We start from the raw sequence: 16,613 nt of genomic DNA on the forward strand, positions 1-16,613 counted from the left end.
TGTTTGTGGTAAACTATACATGAGGTTAATCAAGTGTGATCCTCAATTTGGCATCCATAAAGTTGTAAAGGACTTGAACGGATTTACTTCACGTATACGGATAAGCGAATACCGTCAATTAACTTCCCGCCTACCTTCCCTTTGAACAAATTCCTATTTCGTAGCTACTGCTCGAAGTGTTTCTTTAGAGACGGTAAAGCAGTACCTTGAAAATCAGAAAGAAAGGTAGGTGTCGTACATGCTAATGACGTTCAAGTACCGACTTTACCCAACCAAAAAGCAACGTGAAACGATCCATTTTACGCTTGAGCGTTGTAGGCTGCTTTACAATCGTCTGCTCGAAGAACGGATTCTTGCTTACAGAAATGAAGGAAAGAATGTAAACTACTATGCGCAAGCTAATACGTTCAATGAGCGAAAACAACACATCTCTACATTAAAGCAGGTGCATTCCCAAGTTCTTCAAGATGTAGCGAAAAGGTAGGCTTGATAAGGCCTTTCAAGCCTTCTTCCGCCGTGTTAAAAGTGGCGAAATGCCTGAATTTCCGAGATTTAAACCTGAGCAGCAATATGATTCATTTACATATCCGCAAGGCGGTCACGCGATCCTAGGCAGCAAGGTTCGTCTCTCTAAAATTGGGGATGTAAAGATCAAACTGCACCGGCAGCCACAAGGAATCGTGAAGACATGTACGATTGCCATTAAAAATGGGAATTACTACGCATGCTTCTCATGCGAAGTTAGTGTACAGCCCTTACCTCCAACAACGAATCAGGCAGGTATTGATCTTGGGTTGAAGCATTTAGCCATACCCTCAGAAGGTAAGCCATTTGATGCTCCAAAGCATCTACGTGAAAATGAAAAGCGTCTTAAAGAATTACAGTGTTCGGTATCACGCAAAGCGCGTAATTCTAATCGTAGAAAAAAGGCTGTTAGCATCTTGGCTAGACTTCATGAAAGAGTAGCCAATCAGCGTAAGGACTACGCGCACAAAGTATCAAGGAAGCTGGTGAACCGATACGAGTTCATTGCTTTTGAAAAACTCAATGTGCAAGGAATGATAAAAAATCATCGTCTAGCCAAAAGCATTGCAGACGCTGGCTGGAGCCAGCTTGTTCAATTCACCACGTACAAGGCTGAGAGCGCCGGTCGTGTTGTTGTTCAAGTTGACCCACGGCATACGTCTCAACGATGCTCTAATTGCGGTGAAATGGTTAAAAAGGCGTTGTCTGTACGTGTACACGAATGCCCACATTGCGGATATATAGCGGATCGAGACGTGAATGCGGCGATTAATATACTCAACCGCGCCTTCGAATCAGCGTAACCAAATAATCACCAACCAGGCTCGGGCGGAGCCTTCAAGGAGAGACGAGGTTGCGAGTCTCGATGATCTGAGAAGCCCTTGCTTTAGGCATGGGGAGTCGTCACACTGATAGGAAAGAACGGAGTGAATGCCAGATGTTAGTGTCATTGAAGGAACGAATTCAGGAGGAAGCGGTTCAGGAGCTGCTTGGTTATTCGGTGTTTCCCGAACCGGAGGAGCTGCAGGCGGCAAGCGATGACTACTCGCATAACCCGGAGCTGGAGCTGTACGGGCATGAGGAGGAAGGCGAGGTACTTGGTATTATCGGATTCTCCATGACGCCGGAGCGGCTGTTGACCGTGCGGCATGTGGCGGTTCGGGCGGATTTGCGGGGGCAGGGCTACGGCCGGGGGCAAATACTGGAGCTGATTGAGTTAAAGCAGCCGCTGCACATCGTAGCTGAAACGGATGAGGATGCCGTTAATTTTTACCGGAATATTGGCTTCACAATTATTAGCTTGGGTGAGCTGTATCCAGGCGTTGAGCGGTTCCGCTGCGTGTATGAGGTTGAACCGGCTGAATAGCGGATTAAGCGTGGACAGCCCGCCCGCAAATCAGGCGTGGAGCACGTTGTCCGACGCTGGCAGTCAGTTGGTTGGCGATACAGGAGGTGGAATCAAGGATGTGGCAATGGCTGGCGATGCTGACGATGACGATCGACCATATCGGTTACGCCTTTTACCCTGATGAACCGTTTTGGCGCGTGGTGGGCCGGATTGCTTTCCCAATTTATGCTTATTTGGTTGTTCAAGGGTATAAGCACACGCGAAATATGGGCAATTATATGCTGCGGCTGCTGTTGCTGTTTGCCGTCTCCCAGCTCCCCTACATGGCGCTGTTCCAGACGCAGGAGCTGAATGTCATCGCAACCCTGCTGCTTTCCGTCGCCGTTTTATGGGCAATTGACCATCTGAGCTGGTGGTTGAAGCTTCTGCTGATTGCCGTTTCCGTAGCCGGGTTCATTGTGCTTGAGCCGGATTACGGACTGTACGGACTGGCGCTTGTTCTCATTTACCGGTATGTGAATTCCTTGTGGGCTGTCGTATTGCATGGGGCGGCGACCTGGATCTGGTTCAATGAGGTGCCGATTCAATACTACAGTGTGCCGGTGACGGCGCTGCTGGTGACCGAGGGCGTAGCCCCGCAGGTCAGGCGGGTGCCGGCGTGGCTGTGGCGCAGCTTTTATCCGCTGCATCTGACGGTGCTGTGGCTGATTGATACGTGGCCTTTGTCCTTAAGCTAAATGCAGTCCGCTGCCCGGCGGGATGTTTTCCATGTCGTCATGTATCCATTCCGTGAACGCCGCTGCTCCAGCGGCGGTTTATTTATGTTTTGTCCCGTAAAGCGGGCAGAAGCTCTTTGTTGCGGCGAACATGCAGAGGGCATTAGCATTTTAGGGGAGATGCACTCGCGGCTGCTGAGCAAAATGATAGAATCCTCCTATAGGCATCCGATCAACCCGTTTCGTTGTGCTGAAGTTGGTGAACTAACCTATGAAATCCGTTAATGAAAGCGATTACGACCTATATTTTACCTTTAATGTTCTGTGTTACGATGAAATCGCTTGTGATCCGACGCGCATGCGCTGGTTGGCTGGCCGTTTGACTGTACTCAATTTCATGAGATGAAGAAAGGGATGCTGCTGATGAAATGGTTTGCCAAGAAAAAACGCTCGATGTCCGCCCTGCTGATTGCCGCTTCTTTGTTTGTCGCTGCGATGCCGGTCAATGCCCAATGGATTTTTGTTACCCCGACAAGTCCGAATGAGGTTACGTCAACGTTCAAGGCAGGATCGACGGTTAACGTGCAAATCTGGAATACAGGCAATACCGCTTACGCCCCTGATTTGGAATGGTATATTATCGACAACTCCAATCAAATTCTCGACAGTGGTACGTTGATTTCATGGTATGATGAATACAATGATGTCCGGTCTGGCCGCGCGTATTTCGAGCAGCAGTATAATGTGCCTTACGCGAACTATCAGCTGGTGCTGTATTGCAGTGGCTGCAAAGCCGAAGCGGATTTTAACGTAAACTAACAACCCTTGCATAAACCGTCGCTGCGCTATGAACTGACCCCCCAATCGTTAGAGGATGTCTAACAATTGGAAGACAGTTCGCGCTAGCGGCGGTTTATTTGCTTTGCGGCGAAACGGGGCATCCGATGGATTAGACGCTCATTTAATGGGAACGGCGTGGCAGCAGAAGATGCAATCCTCCTATAGCCATCTAATCAACCAGCTTTGTCCCGATCAACTTGGTAATGCTCAACTGGATGTCCTCGATGAGAGTATTCCTAACCTATATTTTCCTGTAATGTGTCATGATACCATGAAGTTGCTTGTGATCCAGAGCAGGTAAGGGTAAGCTGGTTGCGCTGTTAGTTCGTTTTACCCAGGATGAAAAGATGAAAGGGATGTTGAGGATGAAATGGTTTGCCAAGAAGAAACGTACGATGTCTGCCTTGCTGATTGCCGCATCTTTGTTTGTTGCCGCAATGCCGGCCAATGCTCAGTGGATTTATGTGACTCCAACGGGGTCGAATGAGGTTACATCCAGCATGTTGGAAGGCTCGAATGTTACTGTGCAGATCTGGAATACGGTCAACACACCGTACGGTAACGAATTGGAGTGGTATATTCGCGATCTTTCCGGTCAAATCATCGACAGCGGTACGTTAATTCCATGGTATGATGAGTATTACGATGTCCGGTCAGGCAGCTCGTATTTCGAGCGGCAGTACACCTTGCCAAACTATCGCTACCAGTTGGTGCTCAATTGCAGCGGCTGCACGGCTGAAGCCGATTTTAACGTCAACTGAAATTTTAACTTCAACTAAATAGAAGTTCCGGATGAACACCTGCAAGCCTCTGAAGCTGCAGCCCTCGCGGCTGCCATCAGAGGTTTTTTTGGATATTTTGCTCCGAAGCAGCGGGGCTCGGCCTGATGTACTTTGGCTCAAATCGAGGTCAGACAGTGCTACGCGCAAGCCAGCGGATGGAGGCGACCGCAGCAGGAAATCGTAATTGCGCCATTATTCGTTGGCTCATTGCGTATGCTCAGCATTGGAAGTACTGTTGTTCCGTGTTATGATAATGACGGACAAGGCCGCAGCGAGCTGTCTGCGCGCTCCTATACTACCTGACAGGTGATGACAATGAGTAAAACATTGCCCATTTTGGGCGTTCCCTTTTCAACAAGGACGATGAATGAAACGATTGAAGAGTTGAAGCGAGTCGTCGGCCAGCCGAGCGACAAGCCGTTTCATCTGATTACCGCCAACCCGGAAATTGTGATGAAAGCACAGGACGATGCGCCTTTGCGGCAAATCGTAAACGAAGCCGATCTGATCACACCGGACGGTATTGGCATTATTATAGCTTCCCGCTGGAAAGGAGCTCCGCTGCCGGAGCGCGTTACCGGCTATGAGCTGCTCCTCAAGCTGCTGGAGCTTGGCCAGGAGAAGGGCTGGTCGTTTTATTTTCTGGGCGCAGATGAGGCGACGAATGAGAAGGCGGTTCAGACGATTAACGCGCAGTATCCGAATGTGCGGGTGGCTGGCCGGCATCACGGCTTTTTCACGCGAGAGGATGAGCAGCGGATCGTCGCAGAGGTGCAGGCTACGGCTCCGGATTTCCTGATCGTTGCCTTGGGCGCTCCGGGGGCGGAGCGGTGGATTTATAAGCATAAGGCGAAGCTGAATGCGAAAATTGCTTTCGGCGTAGGCGGCAGCCTGGATGTCATCGCGGGCAAAGTAAAGCGTGCGCCTGTCATCTGGCAGAAGCTTAATCTGGAATGGCTGTATCGGCTGCTGGCCCAGCCTTCCCGCTGGAGACGACAGCTGGTGCTGCCGCTTTTTGCCGTGAAGGCGTTTCGGGACCGTTCCAAGTAGCGGCGAATGGCTCGACCGTTGCACAAGCGATGCATCTAAAGGATAACTGGAGGCAGAAGCGCACATGAGCGAGTATTCCAGTGAAACATCCGGCCATCGGCCGGAGGCAGACCCATGTCCGCTGTGCGGGCAAGCTCCTTCCTGTGCGCTGCAGCGTGGTGAAGCCATCGGAGCTTGCTGGTGTGTGGGTGTTACGTTTCCGCAGGAGCTGCTGCAGCGGATTCCGGAGCGACTGCGCGGGCAAGCGTGCGTTTGCTTGTGTTGTGTGAGGCAGGCGCAAGCTGAGCTCCCACGATCAGGACCATGAGGACTTGAGCGCGCAGACAGGTTGTACAGCTCGCGCTTCCTACATATAGTGTAAGAGGGTGTCCTGACTAGGGCGGACATGTTTTGGTATACCCCTTCGGAAGCAGGTTTGCGGACCGGCAAGTCATGAGGAAGGAGCAACGCTATGGAAGGCTTGCTGCTGGGCAGCGTCCTATCGGCTATGTCCACGGGCCTAGGCGCCGTTCCAATTTTATTTTTCAAAAAGCTGACGCATCGCTGGCGCGATTTGCTGCTTGCTTTTACGGCAGGAGTGATGGTATCGGCTTCGATGTTCGGTCTCATCCCCCAGGCGCTCGACGTTTCGGATACGCTTGTTGTGTCCATCGGCGTTATATTGGGCGTGACCGTGCTGAGCTTGATGGAGAAAATGATTCCGCATATTGATCTGGAGCGGCAGCAGAAGGTGATGTCAGAAAAAGCATTTCTAATCGTCGCGGCGCTGTTTCTCCACAATATTCCGGAAGGCCTGTCGGTTGGCGTCAGCTATGCGCATGTCAATTCGGAGCTGGGTGCGGCTGTGGCGATCGGCATCGGGCTGCAAAATATGCCTGAGGGGCTGCTGGTCGCTTTGTTTTTGTCGCATCAAACGATGAGCAGGTGGAAAGCATTTCTGATTGCCACCATGACCGGCGTAGTCGAAATTTTCGCCGCCTTGCTCGGCTACGGCTTGACGCATTACGTCGAAGGGCTTGTCCCGTACGGGCTTGCGTTCGCTGCAGGCGCAATGATGTTTATCGTCTATAAGGAGCTGATTCCGGAGAGTCACGGGGACGGCCACGAGCGGGTCGCGACGTTTTCGTTTATTTTCGGGCTGCTGGCGATGATTATTTTGATGGATATGTTCAGCGGCTGACCTGAATGGTTTCTGGACTGGGGAGGAGAAGGTGACGATGCAAAACTGGGAACGAACGTATGCACACGCGGCGTGGGCGAATGCGCGGATATTAAAGGCATTGCAGGCCGAGGAAAAGGCTTCTGAACAAGCCGTGCGGCTGTTCACCCATATTCTCGCTGCGGAGCGGGTATGGCTGACCCGAATCCACGGCGAGGATGCGACAGGATTGGCGATCTGGCCGGAGGCCGATCTTCAGCTGTGCACTGAACTGACAGCAAGCAACGCTGCCGGCTTTGAACAGCTGCTGAGCGGGTTGACTGAGCGGCAGCTGGGCGAGGTGATCGTGTACCGCAATTCAGCGGGTACCGAATACCAGACGGTGCTTATGGATATTTTGACGCATGTCGCTCTGCACGGGATGTACCATCGCGGGCAAATTAATTTGCAGCTGCGGCTGGAAAATATGGAGTCGGCGGCCCTCGATTATATTGTGTTTGCGCGGGAGCGGGAGGCAGGAACGGAATAAAGGCGGTATTCTGGCAGCCAAGGGCGGCCTCCAGATTATTTTCGTTGGGGGGACGGAGATGGTTCGCAGGGTTATGCAGGCGTTTTTAGTTGCAAGTGCGCTGCTGGTTGTGGTTGTCGCCGCTCAGATCGGCTGGGGCATATACAGGACGAAGCGGCATGTGCCCGCTATCGTGGAGGCGTATTCCTCAACGCAGATACTGGAACACAAAGTAAGCTTCGGTGTCGCTGCATCAGCAGGCGGCGTCATGTGGCTGGCGCTGCTGTTTGTAGCGGCAATGGCTTTGTTTATCGCAGGCCATCTGTTGCTTCGCAAGCGGAGAGCCCAGTCGTAAACAGGCTCCCCGTCCCAAATCGAATGGAACATAAGCCAAGCAACTGAACGAACAGCCATTCCAGCGCAGGAGTGGCTGTTTGCTTTTCACGAAGCGAATCCGGATGCTTGCCGGCAGCCATTCCTGTCGAACGGACATGTTGTCCAACAGTCCCTGGAAGCGGAGCGCACACTTGGCCAGCGAAGCCGCTATTCAGGCTGCCTGTGGTTAACATTAGACGCGGCAGCTCACCCGGCAGCGAATGCCTCGTCAGCTCTGCGTAGCCCTCCTCGTCGACAAAGTCATCCTCTCATTGAAAAATACGCGTTGACTTCCTGATCATGCATCCTCTATGATAGGCCAGAAGACCCCATTATGGAGACGGATCGGTGATACGGTCCTGTACAACGAGGATGAAGACATGATGAACATTACGAGACACAGTTATGGAACCGAACGTCTCTTTTTGGAAGTGCTGGATGAAGGAAGCGCGGACCGGGTGCTGGACTATGTTCAGCGAAACCGGAGCTTTCTGGCACCATGGGAGCCAGTGCGAGCGGAGAGTTATTATACGTTGGAGCAGCAGAGGCAGCAGCTTCGCGAGGAAGCGAAGCAAATGGACGCAGGCAGCTTGCTGAAGCTGTGGCTGCGCAAAGCGGGCCCGGCAGCAGAGGATCGACTAATTGGCTCAGTGAGCCTGAGCAATATTGTTCGTGGATGCTTTCATTCCTGTCATCTTGGCTACAGGCTGGATGAGTCTGAGCTTAATCAAGGCTATATGACCGAGGCGCTGCGTGAGGTCATCCGAATTGCGTTTGAGGAGCTGAAGCTGCACCGGATCGAAGCGAATGTGATGCCGCGTAACCAGTCCTCCTTGCAGGTGGTCGGCAACCTGGGCTTTAAGCCCGAAGGGCTGGCGAAGCAGTATTTATACATCAACGGCAAGTGGGAGGATCACATCCACATGACGCTGCTGAACGAGGCTTGGCAGACGTAGGCCAGGCTGTTACCGCTGGAATGCTTGGACCGGGCCATTGCTCGTACTGGACGTTTGGCAGCAGCCAGGCGCCGGTTGATGGCCGCTCAAGCCTAGCAGTCGGGACAGCTGCGTACACATAGGCAATAGACGGATCTGGATCGGCAAAGGAGAGGAATTTACTTGCTTCGCTATAATATTTGTTTCGTCCGGCGCGGGCAGGAGCTGCTGCTGCTCAACCGGGAGCGTTCCTCCTGGATGGGCCGCTGGAACGGCGTCGGCGGCAAGCTTGAGCCGGGCGAATCCCCCCGCGCAGCGATGCGCCGGGAGCTGATCGAGGAAACCGGAATCGCGTTGCCGGAGGAAGACATTTGCTTCAAGGGTTTCGTCACCTGGCAAAGCGAAGCATGGCCATCCGGCGGCATGTACTTGTATACCGTCTCGCTGGAGCCTGAGTTCCGGTATCCTACACCAGTCAAGATGGAGGAAGGCATCCTCGACTGGAAGACTGTGGACTGGATTCTACACCCGGATAATACCGGGGTGGCGGCGAATTTGCCTGGCTTTATTCCGCTAATGCTCAGTGATGACTGCTGTTACGAGCATCGCTGCCAGTTTCGCGATGGCGTTTTCCAGTCGATGGAGTCGCGTGAGATAACGGCTGCTTGCGAGCTGCTGTCTGGCGATGAGGTTTTAAATCAGGCTAGACTCTAGCAGGTAGCTCGACAGGGATACATGGAGAGCCTTCTTTTTCAGAAAAATGACCCGTGAGCCGTATTGCTGCCGGGTCATTTTTCTAGTTAAGAGCCGACGAAGGGCTGAGTAAGCTTGTTTTTTCTGTAAAGTGCAGCCGTCCTCGGCTTGTCATTAATCCTCATGGTCTCTTCCACCTTTTCTAATCAGAGTTAGAAGGCGGTTAACTGAGCAACGTGTCCGTTTAATGACCGAAAATGTTCAATCACTTTAAAAGCAATGAGTTAATTGTTGGCTCTATTTCAAATGGCTCCGTCGTTGTTTCGTATCTTCCGCAAACTTGACCGTTTTGATCAATCAGAAACTTTGTGAAATTCCACTTGATCCCATCACCAGCGTATAGGTCAGGATATTTTTCTTGCAGAAAGTTCTGCATCTTTTGACCGTCTGAAGTTTGGATAGGGCACCCTTGAAATGGAGCTTGCTCTGTCAAAAATTGAAATAATGGGAGCGTTTTTTGACCTCTAGTCTCGATTTTTTCAAATAAGGGAAACGTCACTCCAAAGTTATTCTCACAATATTCCTGCACTTCCGAGTTGCTACCTGGCTCTTTCTCGTTGAATTGGTTACAAGGAAAACCGAGAATGTCGAACCCTCGCTCATTATGACATTCGTAAAGCTTTTGAAGACCAGCGAATTGTCGAGAGTAACCGCACCTACTGGCAGTGTTGACAATTAGGAGAACTTTTCCACGGTAAATGGACAGTTCAATGAGATTACCATTAATTGTGTTAACTTGAAAATCATAGATAGACATAAAAGGATTCCACCCCGCTTCGATTACTATAACTATAAAAGTAACACATGGACTTCTATTTACGAAATGTATAATAAAAATAATATTTATAGGTATAACCAATAAGTATACGTTCGTCAAAATGAATTTACCGTTCTGCCGAAACCGTTTTTGCGGATCTGGGATGACCGATTCTATCAAATAATAGATTTGGTTTAGCCTACACCCGAACGAGATATCGGCATCGCGTGTCGGACTGACAAATATCTGGGCTAAGCTGGAAAAATGTTTAGTAGCAAAATAACGGGGCAATTTGCAGGGGCCCATTAGGTAATAAAAACTGATCATGTATTCGGCCTACCCAAATTTTAAAAGGATGGAATACCTTATGAAAAGCTGTTCAGCTTGTCAAAGTGCTAATGTTAAGCAAATAGACTCTATTTTAACTAGATTTTTACTTTGTACTTATTTTTTAGGGATGTACTTTTTTTTCGTTGGAAGTATAGATTACAGCGCGCTGCTTATGTTAATAGCTCTATCTTTTCCGTATATATATACCTGCTATAGCTGTAAAAGGTTCTTTTTCCGATTACCCCAATTTAATAATGTGAGGATCTATGGTGCTAAAAGTAAATTGGATCTGTATGTTCTAATGATGCTACCTTCAATGCTTACAATTTTCCTATTAATAATCAACTTTCCTTACACAGGTCTAGGTCGAATTTTGTATTTACCGAATATCTTTTTCGTAAATAATATAATTATAATTTTGAGTTTATTTATAACTTGCAAAAGGAACAAAATTTTTAGTTTTATGTCGTGGCTAGTAATTGTAATAGTAACCTCAGTATTATCCGTCATTTTTTATCCTCAGGAATCCGGGGAAAAGATATGGAGACTATTATTCATTTCACTTTAAAGACATGAAATTTTGGTGATCTGTAAAGTGCAGCCGTTCTCGGCTTGTCATTAGACCGATTGCCTTTCCCGAAAGGGTTCCGTTGCGAAGCTCTACAATGCTTTTGCAAATCGCCAGTCCCAATTCTGTACAGGTAGCATATCATCAGGCAGCATTGCAGGTAATCTCATCGCAAGCAATCGTGTGGAGGAAGGAGCCCTGAGGGGAGATACTTGGAAGTAGCAGCCAAGAGTGGCGGATGAAGTATATTAATGATGTTCTTTAGAAAGAAGGTCTACTCATGACGGAAAAAATGAATTTAATTCCAAAAGACAAATTTGATATGGATACCATCAAAAAATTAAAAACATACAATCCAGATGCAATAGGACCCATCTTGCCAGCATTGTTTGAGTGGATTCAAGATAGTAATTGGCCAATTGCTATAGAACTATGCGAAATATTAGCTGCATGTAATTCAGAAGACATACTTCCACAGATAGAACGGATTTTGAGCAGCGGAGATGAGGGATGCCAGTTTTCTTGTCTAAACTTTGTGATTCCTAAGTTGTCCATCGAAGCACTAGGAGCAATAAAGCCGCACATTATCAGAATTATTAGTAACCCAACAAAAAATGAAGTTTTAACAGACATACATGACAATGCAAAATTAATTTTTGAAAGTGTTTACCCGCAGTAAGGTGCTTTTTATCATAAGTAATAGCCCTGCATCAGAAGAAACTCATGAGAACTTGGAGGCTTCCGCTCGTATGCATGAATTCAAGGATACAGAACGTTTATTGTTTCAGCATACTGTCTATACCCCGTGTAAAGAGATCTTTCAAAACGTATGTGATTGTATTGGAGAGCACTATGCGGCAAGGGGATTCAAATATTCGGGTTCACGGCCTAAGCTTGTCTATAAAGATACAGATATAAAATTCGAAATTTCATTCTGGTCAAGTCGATCTAATACACTAGGGGATTATGTGAGTTTTGAAATTGTTCGGTATTTCTATTCACTTGAGGTGATTAAAAAAATAAAGGCAAGAGGAGGCAGTAATGAAAAAAGAAATGGCCTTTTCTTCGGGTATCCTGTTATGTTCAGAAATCAATTGGAAAACGTTGTTGAGGGAACAGTAACGGTTAAACAAATGTACGGAGATGTGGATGAAATCATTAGTCTGCTGACTATGAAGAATTAAGAAGCGCGGGTAACTCTCGCTCATATGGAGTTGATCGCAGAAGGGAAAATGAAATAAAGCTGCAGGTTTGTCCAGGTTACTAAGCCAGACAAATGTGAGCAGGCACTTATAGAAGCTTGACGCCGAAATATATAGGAGTTATTATAGATACATAAAGTCTTTTATTTGGTGAGAATAACGGCAAGCGAATTCTTCCGAGCTGTGAGTGATGTTTCCATTCGTTTCCTGACACCTTTTTATGATGGAAACGAGCCTGATCGGGTGGAACGTATCCAGATTACGTTATCAAGCCATTTTTTTACCACAATTAAAGATATAATGAGTCTTTAAAATCTTTTAACGAAGGGGATTCAAATGATGACAAATGAACTTTTTCATGCTGAAGTATGGGAGAAGGCGTGGAAGGAAGATTGGCATACGACAGTAAAGAAAATGAAGAGAGCCGGAATTGATCCCACAAGCTCGTTTGACCAGAAGGCGAAGCCGTTCAACGAGGAAGTTTTTAGCCAGGAAGGGAGACAAAGAGCCAAACGAATTATGAACTGGCTGGAGGACCAAGGAGTCGTTTTTAAGGGCACATCCATTCTGGACGTTGGTGCGGCATCGGGCGGGTTTACCGTACCCTTTGCTGAGAGGGGCGCTGATGTTACAGCAATAGAGCCTTCTCTTCCTCTGGTCGAATTGATGAAAAAAAATGTTTCCCACCTTACCAACGAAACGGTTACGATCGTCAATGAGCCGTTTGAGGACATCGACCTGCGGGCCAGGGGGTGGGAGCGAGCCTTTGACCTCGTATTTGTCTCCATGTGTCCAGTTATTGGCGATTGGGAAAGTGTGGAGAGGCTGCTGAGCTGTGCGCGACAGTTTTGTTATATGAGCATGTCGGTAGGTCCCAAAGAGCACAGCCTGATTGATGAGATTTGGCCGCTTATTACTGACCGCCCGCGGAAGACCAACCATTTGGAGATGGCTTACCTGCAGCATTTGCTGCTGCTCAAGGGATATGCCTATCAGTCGCTGATCACTCGGGAAATGAAGACGACGACGGTATCCAGGGCAACGGCATTTGAAGAGGTGATCAGCATGCTTGTTATGTTTGGCTTGTCTGTGGATCAGCGAATCCATGACCTCGTCTCCGACCATGTGGAGCGAAATTATCCGTCAGATCAGGTGACAATTCGGCAGGGAGGCCGATTCGGTAAGGTACTGGTCCGATTGCAGAGCCAGAACATGTACAGCCGGGATGATCACAGATAAACAGAAGCCAAGTGCCTGTCCCAAGGTGAGGGCAAGCACTTGGTTTCCTAAGCACGTTTGGAAATTTATTTGCCAAAAACAAGCGTTGATTTGGATGAGCCGGCGTATTTGGTCACAAATTCACGTGCATAGCTTGCGGTATTTACTTCGTAGCTGTAGTTACTGCTCGGTCTCCAACTCGTTTTGGGTGACCTCGGAGCGGTCAAGGCCGGCGTGCTGCCCGTATCGGTAAATTCGCCGTTGGCCTTATCATCGAGGGTGCCTCCTTTTTCCGCACCGGCGCCAAAGTAGTTATTTTCCGAATAAATGCGGGCTTTTTCACCAATCGTAATAGCCTGGTTGAAATTGTTAGCATAGTTGTTTTTGATATGGAAGTATCCGTATCTCAGGAGCCCCGGACCGCGAACGTACAGGTTCTCAAAATAATTGTTGGCCATGGTCACATGCGGCACACCGTTATAGCTGCTGTTGCCATCATTCGGATGACCCAGAATAACTCCGTATTTGTGATTGGCGAATTTGGAATTACTGATGGTAATATAATCGGCTCTGTCTCCAATATAAAGCAGCTTGTCCAAATCGTTACCGCTAGCGTTGTAGCTGTGGCCCGAGAACGTCACATGATCAATCCAATAGTTGGACCCGGAGGTGATATACATCTGGATATCGTCGTTTCCGTTGATGCTGGCAGAGTGCTCGAAGGTTAGATTCTGAAAAATGACATTGCTCGAGGAGGAAGTGGAACGGAAGTGAATATTCGTTAGAGTGTGGTTGTCAAATGAACCGACGATCGTTTTGTTCGCGCCGAAATTGACTTTTTGCAAGGTGGACGATGAGATGTTTCGTTCAATGACAAGAATTTTGGGAGTCGTGTCCGCAACTTGCGTTCGCAGATCATTAAGATTATTAATGTAGATGATTTGGCCATTTTTCCCACCTGTGACCGCAGACTTCGAAACACCATTTTCATTTTTGGCATTCCCTGCAAACCCGGTGAGGCCCGTCGTGCCTGTGTTCGGAAAACTGGCTGCCCCATAAGAAGGGGAGATGGAGGAGAAAGTCAGTACTAAGAGTGTGACAGCAAGCATCCATGATGAAAGCCTTTTCAAAATAATTCACCATCCTTTTGGGTTATTATTACATAAATATGTTATATTGGGATTATTGTATCTGTCAACTTAATATTATACGATTTAACTATTTTTTTAGTTTATATCAGAAAAATGACTCAAAGAACATTTAGAAGCAAGCATAAACAAACCATGGAATTAGAGCATTATTACAAATTAATTCCGCACGATTATACAACTTATGGATGGCTTACTTGGTAAAGCCAATGTCTAGGAGAGGGCTGATTGCTCTCTCTTTTTTTTCTGCGGGTGAAAGGTCCGTGATGTATTAAAAATATTGAAAATTTTAAAACGTCTGTGTTAAGATTGCCATTAATTACAGAGAGGATGGATGTAAATGGAAACCAATACAAGTGAAATTTTTATATCGAGTGATAAGGCGAAATTAAACCTGGAAACTATCATTGAGTTCTTATCCAAAAGCTATTGGGCCAATAAGCGCTCACAGGAAACGATTAAGAAATCAATCGAAAACTCGATTTGTTATGGAGCCTATGCTGGTGAAAAACAAGTAGGCTTTGCTCGAATCGTGACCGATGGCGCTACGATGTACTGGCTTTGCGATGTGTTTATTGATGAGGAGTATAGAGGCAGAAGTGTAGGTAAGCAGCTGATCGAGACTATCATTAAATCGAGTGAGTTCAAGGACCTGATGGGCATACTTGGAACGAAAGATGCGCATGGGCTGTATGAACAATATCATTTTGAATTGGATCAAGAAAAAATGATGAGAAGAATGCCGGATTATATACGAAACATGAATGAAGGGAAATGAATACAATGTCGGTTCGTAAAACCATTGAAGTAATCAGAACAGAGTTAACGAATACTTGGGCGGAATTATTCCAATGGTTTGATCAAGATGAAGACAAACTGAATTTTAAACCGGAGGGCTGCTGGAGCATTGAACAAATATTGGAGCATATAGCATTAACCAATTATTTTTTACTTATTCTTATAAGAAAAGGAAAGGACAAAGCGCTTCAAAGAGCACTGGAAAAGGAAGTATTGGAGAAGGAGTTTGACAGCTACGCCTACAACCTTGAGAAGCTCGAAAATATAGCTGTTTATAGGTCGTTTACCTGGATTCGGCCCGCTCATATGGAGCCAAAGGGAGAACTGAATGTAGCAGAAACGAAGCTAAACCTTCAAGCTCAATTTGAAGCTTGCATGAGCATGCTGGATGAATTAAAGGGTGGGGAAGGCATTTTATGCAAAACAACAATGACTGTTGACAATTTGGGCAAGCTGGATGTGTACCAATACATTTATTTTTTATGTCGGCATGCGAAGAGGCATGTCGTACAGATACAACGTGTGGAAGAGGAATATCTTCAATTCAAGCAAATGGAGTAGGCATGGAATGTCGGATTACTTTGTATAAGATTCAATGAGGTGAAGCGTGACTTCCGTACAAGTTTAATGGATTTACGGTATGACAAATATGAGTTGGGTTAATCTTGAAAACAAACGATTCACTTGATCGACTTCCGCATATGATTTTTGAACTCTCTTGGAGACATCCCGTATTTGGCATGAAATACGCGGTTAAACGTGCGCTGGCTGTCGAAGCCGGCGCTGCTGCTGATTGTCGTTAAGGCGGAATCTGTCGTACGAATCAATTTGGCCGCGAATTCGGCGCGGAGAAATCCGAGGTAATTTCTGAAATTCATGTGTAAACGGTCTGAAAATATATGAGAGATGTAATATTTGCTGACGCAAAACTCAGCAGCAAGGCATTCGATTGTAAGCGGTTCCGTGAAGTTTTTGGCTAAATACTCCATCATTTTTTGCGGCAAATCTTGAATGGGAACTCGCGGGCGCTGCTTCAGCTCAAGCTGGCGAAGAAGATGAGACAAAATAACATAAATCCAGCCAAGCTTGACGGCGAAATCATCCTTTTTCTTGAAATGTCTGAGCGCATAGAGGGCCTCCTCATGAATTTTTTCTTTAATGATTACAGGAGTAACGGGCTGGAAGCTTTCAAAGTTCGGAAAAATTCCTCCAAACAACTGAGGGTTACATAGGATCAGTAGGGCATCGGCAGCATCCTTTCCTTGCTTATGGTAGCTGTGAACAAGATCCGGGAAAATGACGGCTGCTTCGCCCTCACGGACTTCATACCTGGTCGTGCCAATTTCAAGATATTGAACACCGGAAAAGACGTACAGAATTTCGATATTTTTATGCAGGTGCGCAGGAAAGCTCAGTTGATCCTTAAGACGGAACATTCTTAAATCCTTCGTTTGCACCTCATAGAATGGCAGCATCCTGATCCCACCCTGTTCAATTTTTGGCTAATTTTAGTTCTGTTTTGTCTAAATTAATAGCATGGTCTATGCTATAATTCAAGTAAGTAATTCCCATTTTCGATCGTTTTGTGCGAGAATTGGAAG

Annotated in this window: 20 protein-coding genes and 2 pseudogenes; 19 read left to right on the forward strand and 3 right to left on the reverse strand. The window is 47.3% G+C overall.

Features of this window, described 5'->3' with window-relative positions:
* Window positions 1-25 precede the first annotated feature (25 nt).
* The 14 genes and pseudogenes from AC6ROY_RS06090 to AC6ROY_RS06155 all read left to right on the forward strand — a co-directional run.
* A pseudogene (locus AC6ROY_RS06090) lies at window positions 26-229 on the forward strand (IS200/IS605 family transposase); the annotation flags it as partial.
* A gap of 15 nt (window positions 230-244) precedes the next feature.
* Entirely contained in the window at window positions 245-484 is a 240-nt protein-coding gene (locus AC6ROY_RS06095; protein WP_500099211.1) for a helix-turn-helix domain-containing protein, read from the forward strand.
* 10 nt (window positions 485-494) lie between these two features.
* Window positions 495-1,328, forward strand: a pseudogene (locus AC6ROY_RS06100) (RNA-guided endonuclease InsQ/TnpB family protein); the annotation flags it as partial.
* Between the two features lie 134 nt (window positions 1,329-1,462).
* Window positions 1,463-1,891 carry a GNAT family N-acetyltransferase gene (locus AC6ROY_RS06105; RefSeq protein WP_500099212.1) on the forward strand — a complete coding sequence of 143 codons (429 nt, stop codon included), beginning with the start codon at window positions 1,463-1,465 and terminating at the stop codon, window positions 1,889-1,891.
* A gap of 98 nt (window positions 1,892-1,989) precedes the next feature.
* On the forward strand, window positions 1,990-2,610 hold the full coding sequence (locus AC6ROY_RS06110) for a TraX family protein (RefSeq protein WP_500099213.1): 621 nt from the start codon (window positions 1,990-1,992) through the stop codon (window positions 2,608-2,610).
* 393 nt (window positions 2,611-3,003) lie between these two features.
* Window positions 3,004-3,408, forward strand: coding sequence for a hypothetical protein (locus tag AC6ROY_RS06115; RefSeq protein ID WP_500099214.1), 405 nt, complete (start codon window positions 3,004-3,006; stop codon window positions 3,406-3,408).
* 386 nt (window positions 3,409-3,794) lie between these two features.
* Window positions 3,795-4,190 (forward strand): hypothetical protein, encoded by a 396-nt coding sequence (locus AC6ROY_RS06120; protein ID WP_500099216.1) that lies wholly within the window; start codon window positions 3,795-3,797, stop codon window positions 4,188-4,190.
* A 336-nt stretch (window positions 4,191-4,526) separates the two neighbouring features.
* Window positions 4,527-5,261, forward strand: coding sequence for a WecB/TagA/CpsF family glycosyltransferase (locus AC6ROY_RS06125; RefSeq protein WP_500099217.1), 735 nt, complete (start codon window positions 4,527-4,529; stop codon window positions 5,259-5,261).
* A 64-nt stretch (window positions 5,262-5,325) separates the two neighbouring features.
* Window positions 5,326-5,568 carry a cysteine-rich CWC family protein gene (locus tag AC6ROY_RS06130; RefSeq protein WP_500099218.1) on the forward strand — a complete coding sequence of 81 codons (243 nt, stop codon included), beginning with the start codon at window positions 5,326-5,328 and terminating at the stop codon, window positions 5,566-5,568.
* 144 nt (window positions 5,569-5,712) lie between these two features.
* Window positions 5,713-6,441, forward strand: a complete 729-nt coding sequence (locus AC6ROY_RS06135) for a ZIP family metal transporter (RefSeq protein WP_500099219.1) — start codon at window positions 5,713-5,715, stop codon at window positions 6,439-6,441.
* Between the two features lie 37 nt (window positions 6,442-6,478).
* Window positions 6,479-6,949, forward strand: coding sequence for a DinB family protein (locus tag AC6ROY_RS06140; RefSeq protein ID WP_500099220.1), 471 nt, complete (start codon window positions 6,479-6,481; stop codon window positions 6,947-6,949).
* 58 nt (window positions 6,950-7,007) lie between these two features.
* Window positions 7,008-7,283: a hypothetical protein gene (locus AC6ROY_RS06145; RefSeq protein WP_500099222.1), complete on the forward strand. Its 276-nt coding sequence runs from the start codon at window positions 7,008-7,010 to the stop codon at window positions 7,281-7,283.
* A gap of 403 nt (window positions 7,284-7,686) precedes the next feature.
* A complete protein-coding gene (locus tag AC6ROY_RS06150; protein WP_500099223.1) occupies window positions 7,687-8,259 on the forward strand; it encodes a GNAT family N-acetyltransferase in 573 nt (190 codons plus the stop codon).
* A gap of 162 nt (window positions 8,260-8,421) precedes the next feature.
* On the forward strand, window positions 8,422-8,952 hold the full coding sequence (locus tag AC6ROY_RS06155; protein WP_500099224.1) for an NUDIX hydrolase: 531 nt from the start codon (window positions 8,422-8,424) through the stop codon (window positions 8,950-8,952).
* 244 nt (window positions 8,953-9,196) lie between these two features.
* On the opposite strand, the gene AC6ROY_RS06160 is transcribed toward AC6ROY_RS06155, so the two are convergent.
* Entirely contained in the window at window positions 9,197-9,748 is a 552-nt protein-coding gene (locus AC6ROY_RS06160; protein WP_500099225.1) for a glutathione peroxidase, read from the reverse strand.
* Window positions 9,749-10,926: 1,178 nt separating this feature from the next.
* Between AC6ROY_RS06160 and AC6ROY_RS06165 the strand changes: the two genes are divergently transcribed.
* The 3 genes from AC6ROY_RS06165 to AC6ROY_RS06175 all read left to right on the forward strand — a co-directional run bounded on the left by AC6ROY_RS06165 (window position 10,927) and on the right by AC6ROY_RS06175 (window position 13,087).
* Window positions 10,927-11,325, forward strand: a complete 399-nt coding sequence (locus AC6ROY_RS06165; RefSeq protein WP_500099227.1) for a DUF5071 domain-containing protein — start codon at window positions 10,927-10,929, stop codon at window positions 11,323-11,325.
* Window positions 11,326-11,395: 70 nt separating this feature from the next.
* Window positions 11,396-11,830 (forward strand): hypothetical protein, encoded by a 435-nt coding sequence (locus AC6ROY_RS06170; RefSeq protein WP_500099228.1) that lies wholly within the window; start codon window positions 11,396-11,398, stop codon window positions 11,828-11,830.
* A 357-nt stretch (window positions 11,831-12,187) separates the two neighbouring features.
* Complete coding sequence (locus AC6ROY_RS06175; RefSeq protein ID WP_500099288.1) at window positions 12,188-13,087, forward strand: class I SAM-dependent methyltransferase; 900 nt, start codon at window positions 12,188-12,190, stop codon at window positions 13,085-13,087.
* A 65-nt stretch (window positions 13,088-13,152) separates the two neighbouring features.
* Here the strand turns inward: AC6ROY_RS06175 and AC6ROY_RS06180 are convergent, their stop codons facing one another.
* The gene (locus AC6ROY_RS06180; RefSeq protein WP_500099230.1) at window positions 13,153-14,196 is read right to left on the reverse strand and encodes a pectate lyase family protein; all 1,044 of its coding nucleotides are present in this window, start codon (window positions 14,194-14,196) and stop codon (window positions 13,153-13,155) included.
* A gap of 358 nt (window positions 14,197-14,554) precedes the next feature.
* Here AC6ROY_RS06180 and AC6ROY_RS06185 point away from each other — a divergent pair, with 358 nt between their 5' ends.
* Both AC6ROY_RS06185 and AC6ROY_RS06190 read left to right on the forward strand, forming a co-directional pair.
* A complete protein-coding gene (locus tag AC6ROY_RS06185; protein WP_500099231.1) occupies window positions 14,555-14,992 on the forward strand; it encodes a GNAT family N-acetyltransferase in 438 nt (145 codons plus the stop codon).
* 5 nt (window positions 14,993-14,997) lie between these two features.
* Window positions 14,998-15,573: a DinB family protein gene (locus AC6ROY_RS06190; RefSeq protein ID WP_500099232.1), complete on the forward strand. Its 576-nt coding sequence runs from the start codon at window positions 14,998-15,000 to the stop codon at window positions 15,571-15,573.
* A gap of 119 nt (window positions 15,574-15,692) precedes the next feature.
* Here the strand turns inward: AC6ROY_RS06190 and AC6ROY_RS06195 are convergent, their stop codons facing one another.
* Window positions 15,693-16,487, reverse strand: a complete 795-nt coding sequence (locus tag AC6ROY_RS06195) for a helix-turn-helix transcriptional regulator (RefSeq protein WP_500099233.1) — start codon at window positions 16,485-16,487, stop codon at window positions 15,693-15,695.
* Window positions 16,488-16,613: the final 126 nt, after the last annotated feature.

This window comes from Paenibacillus sp. sg306046, assembly GCF_059821225.1.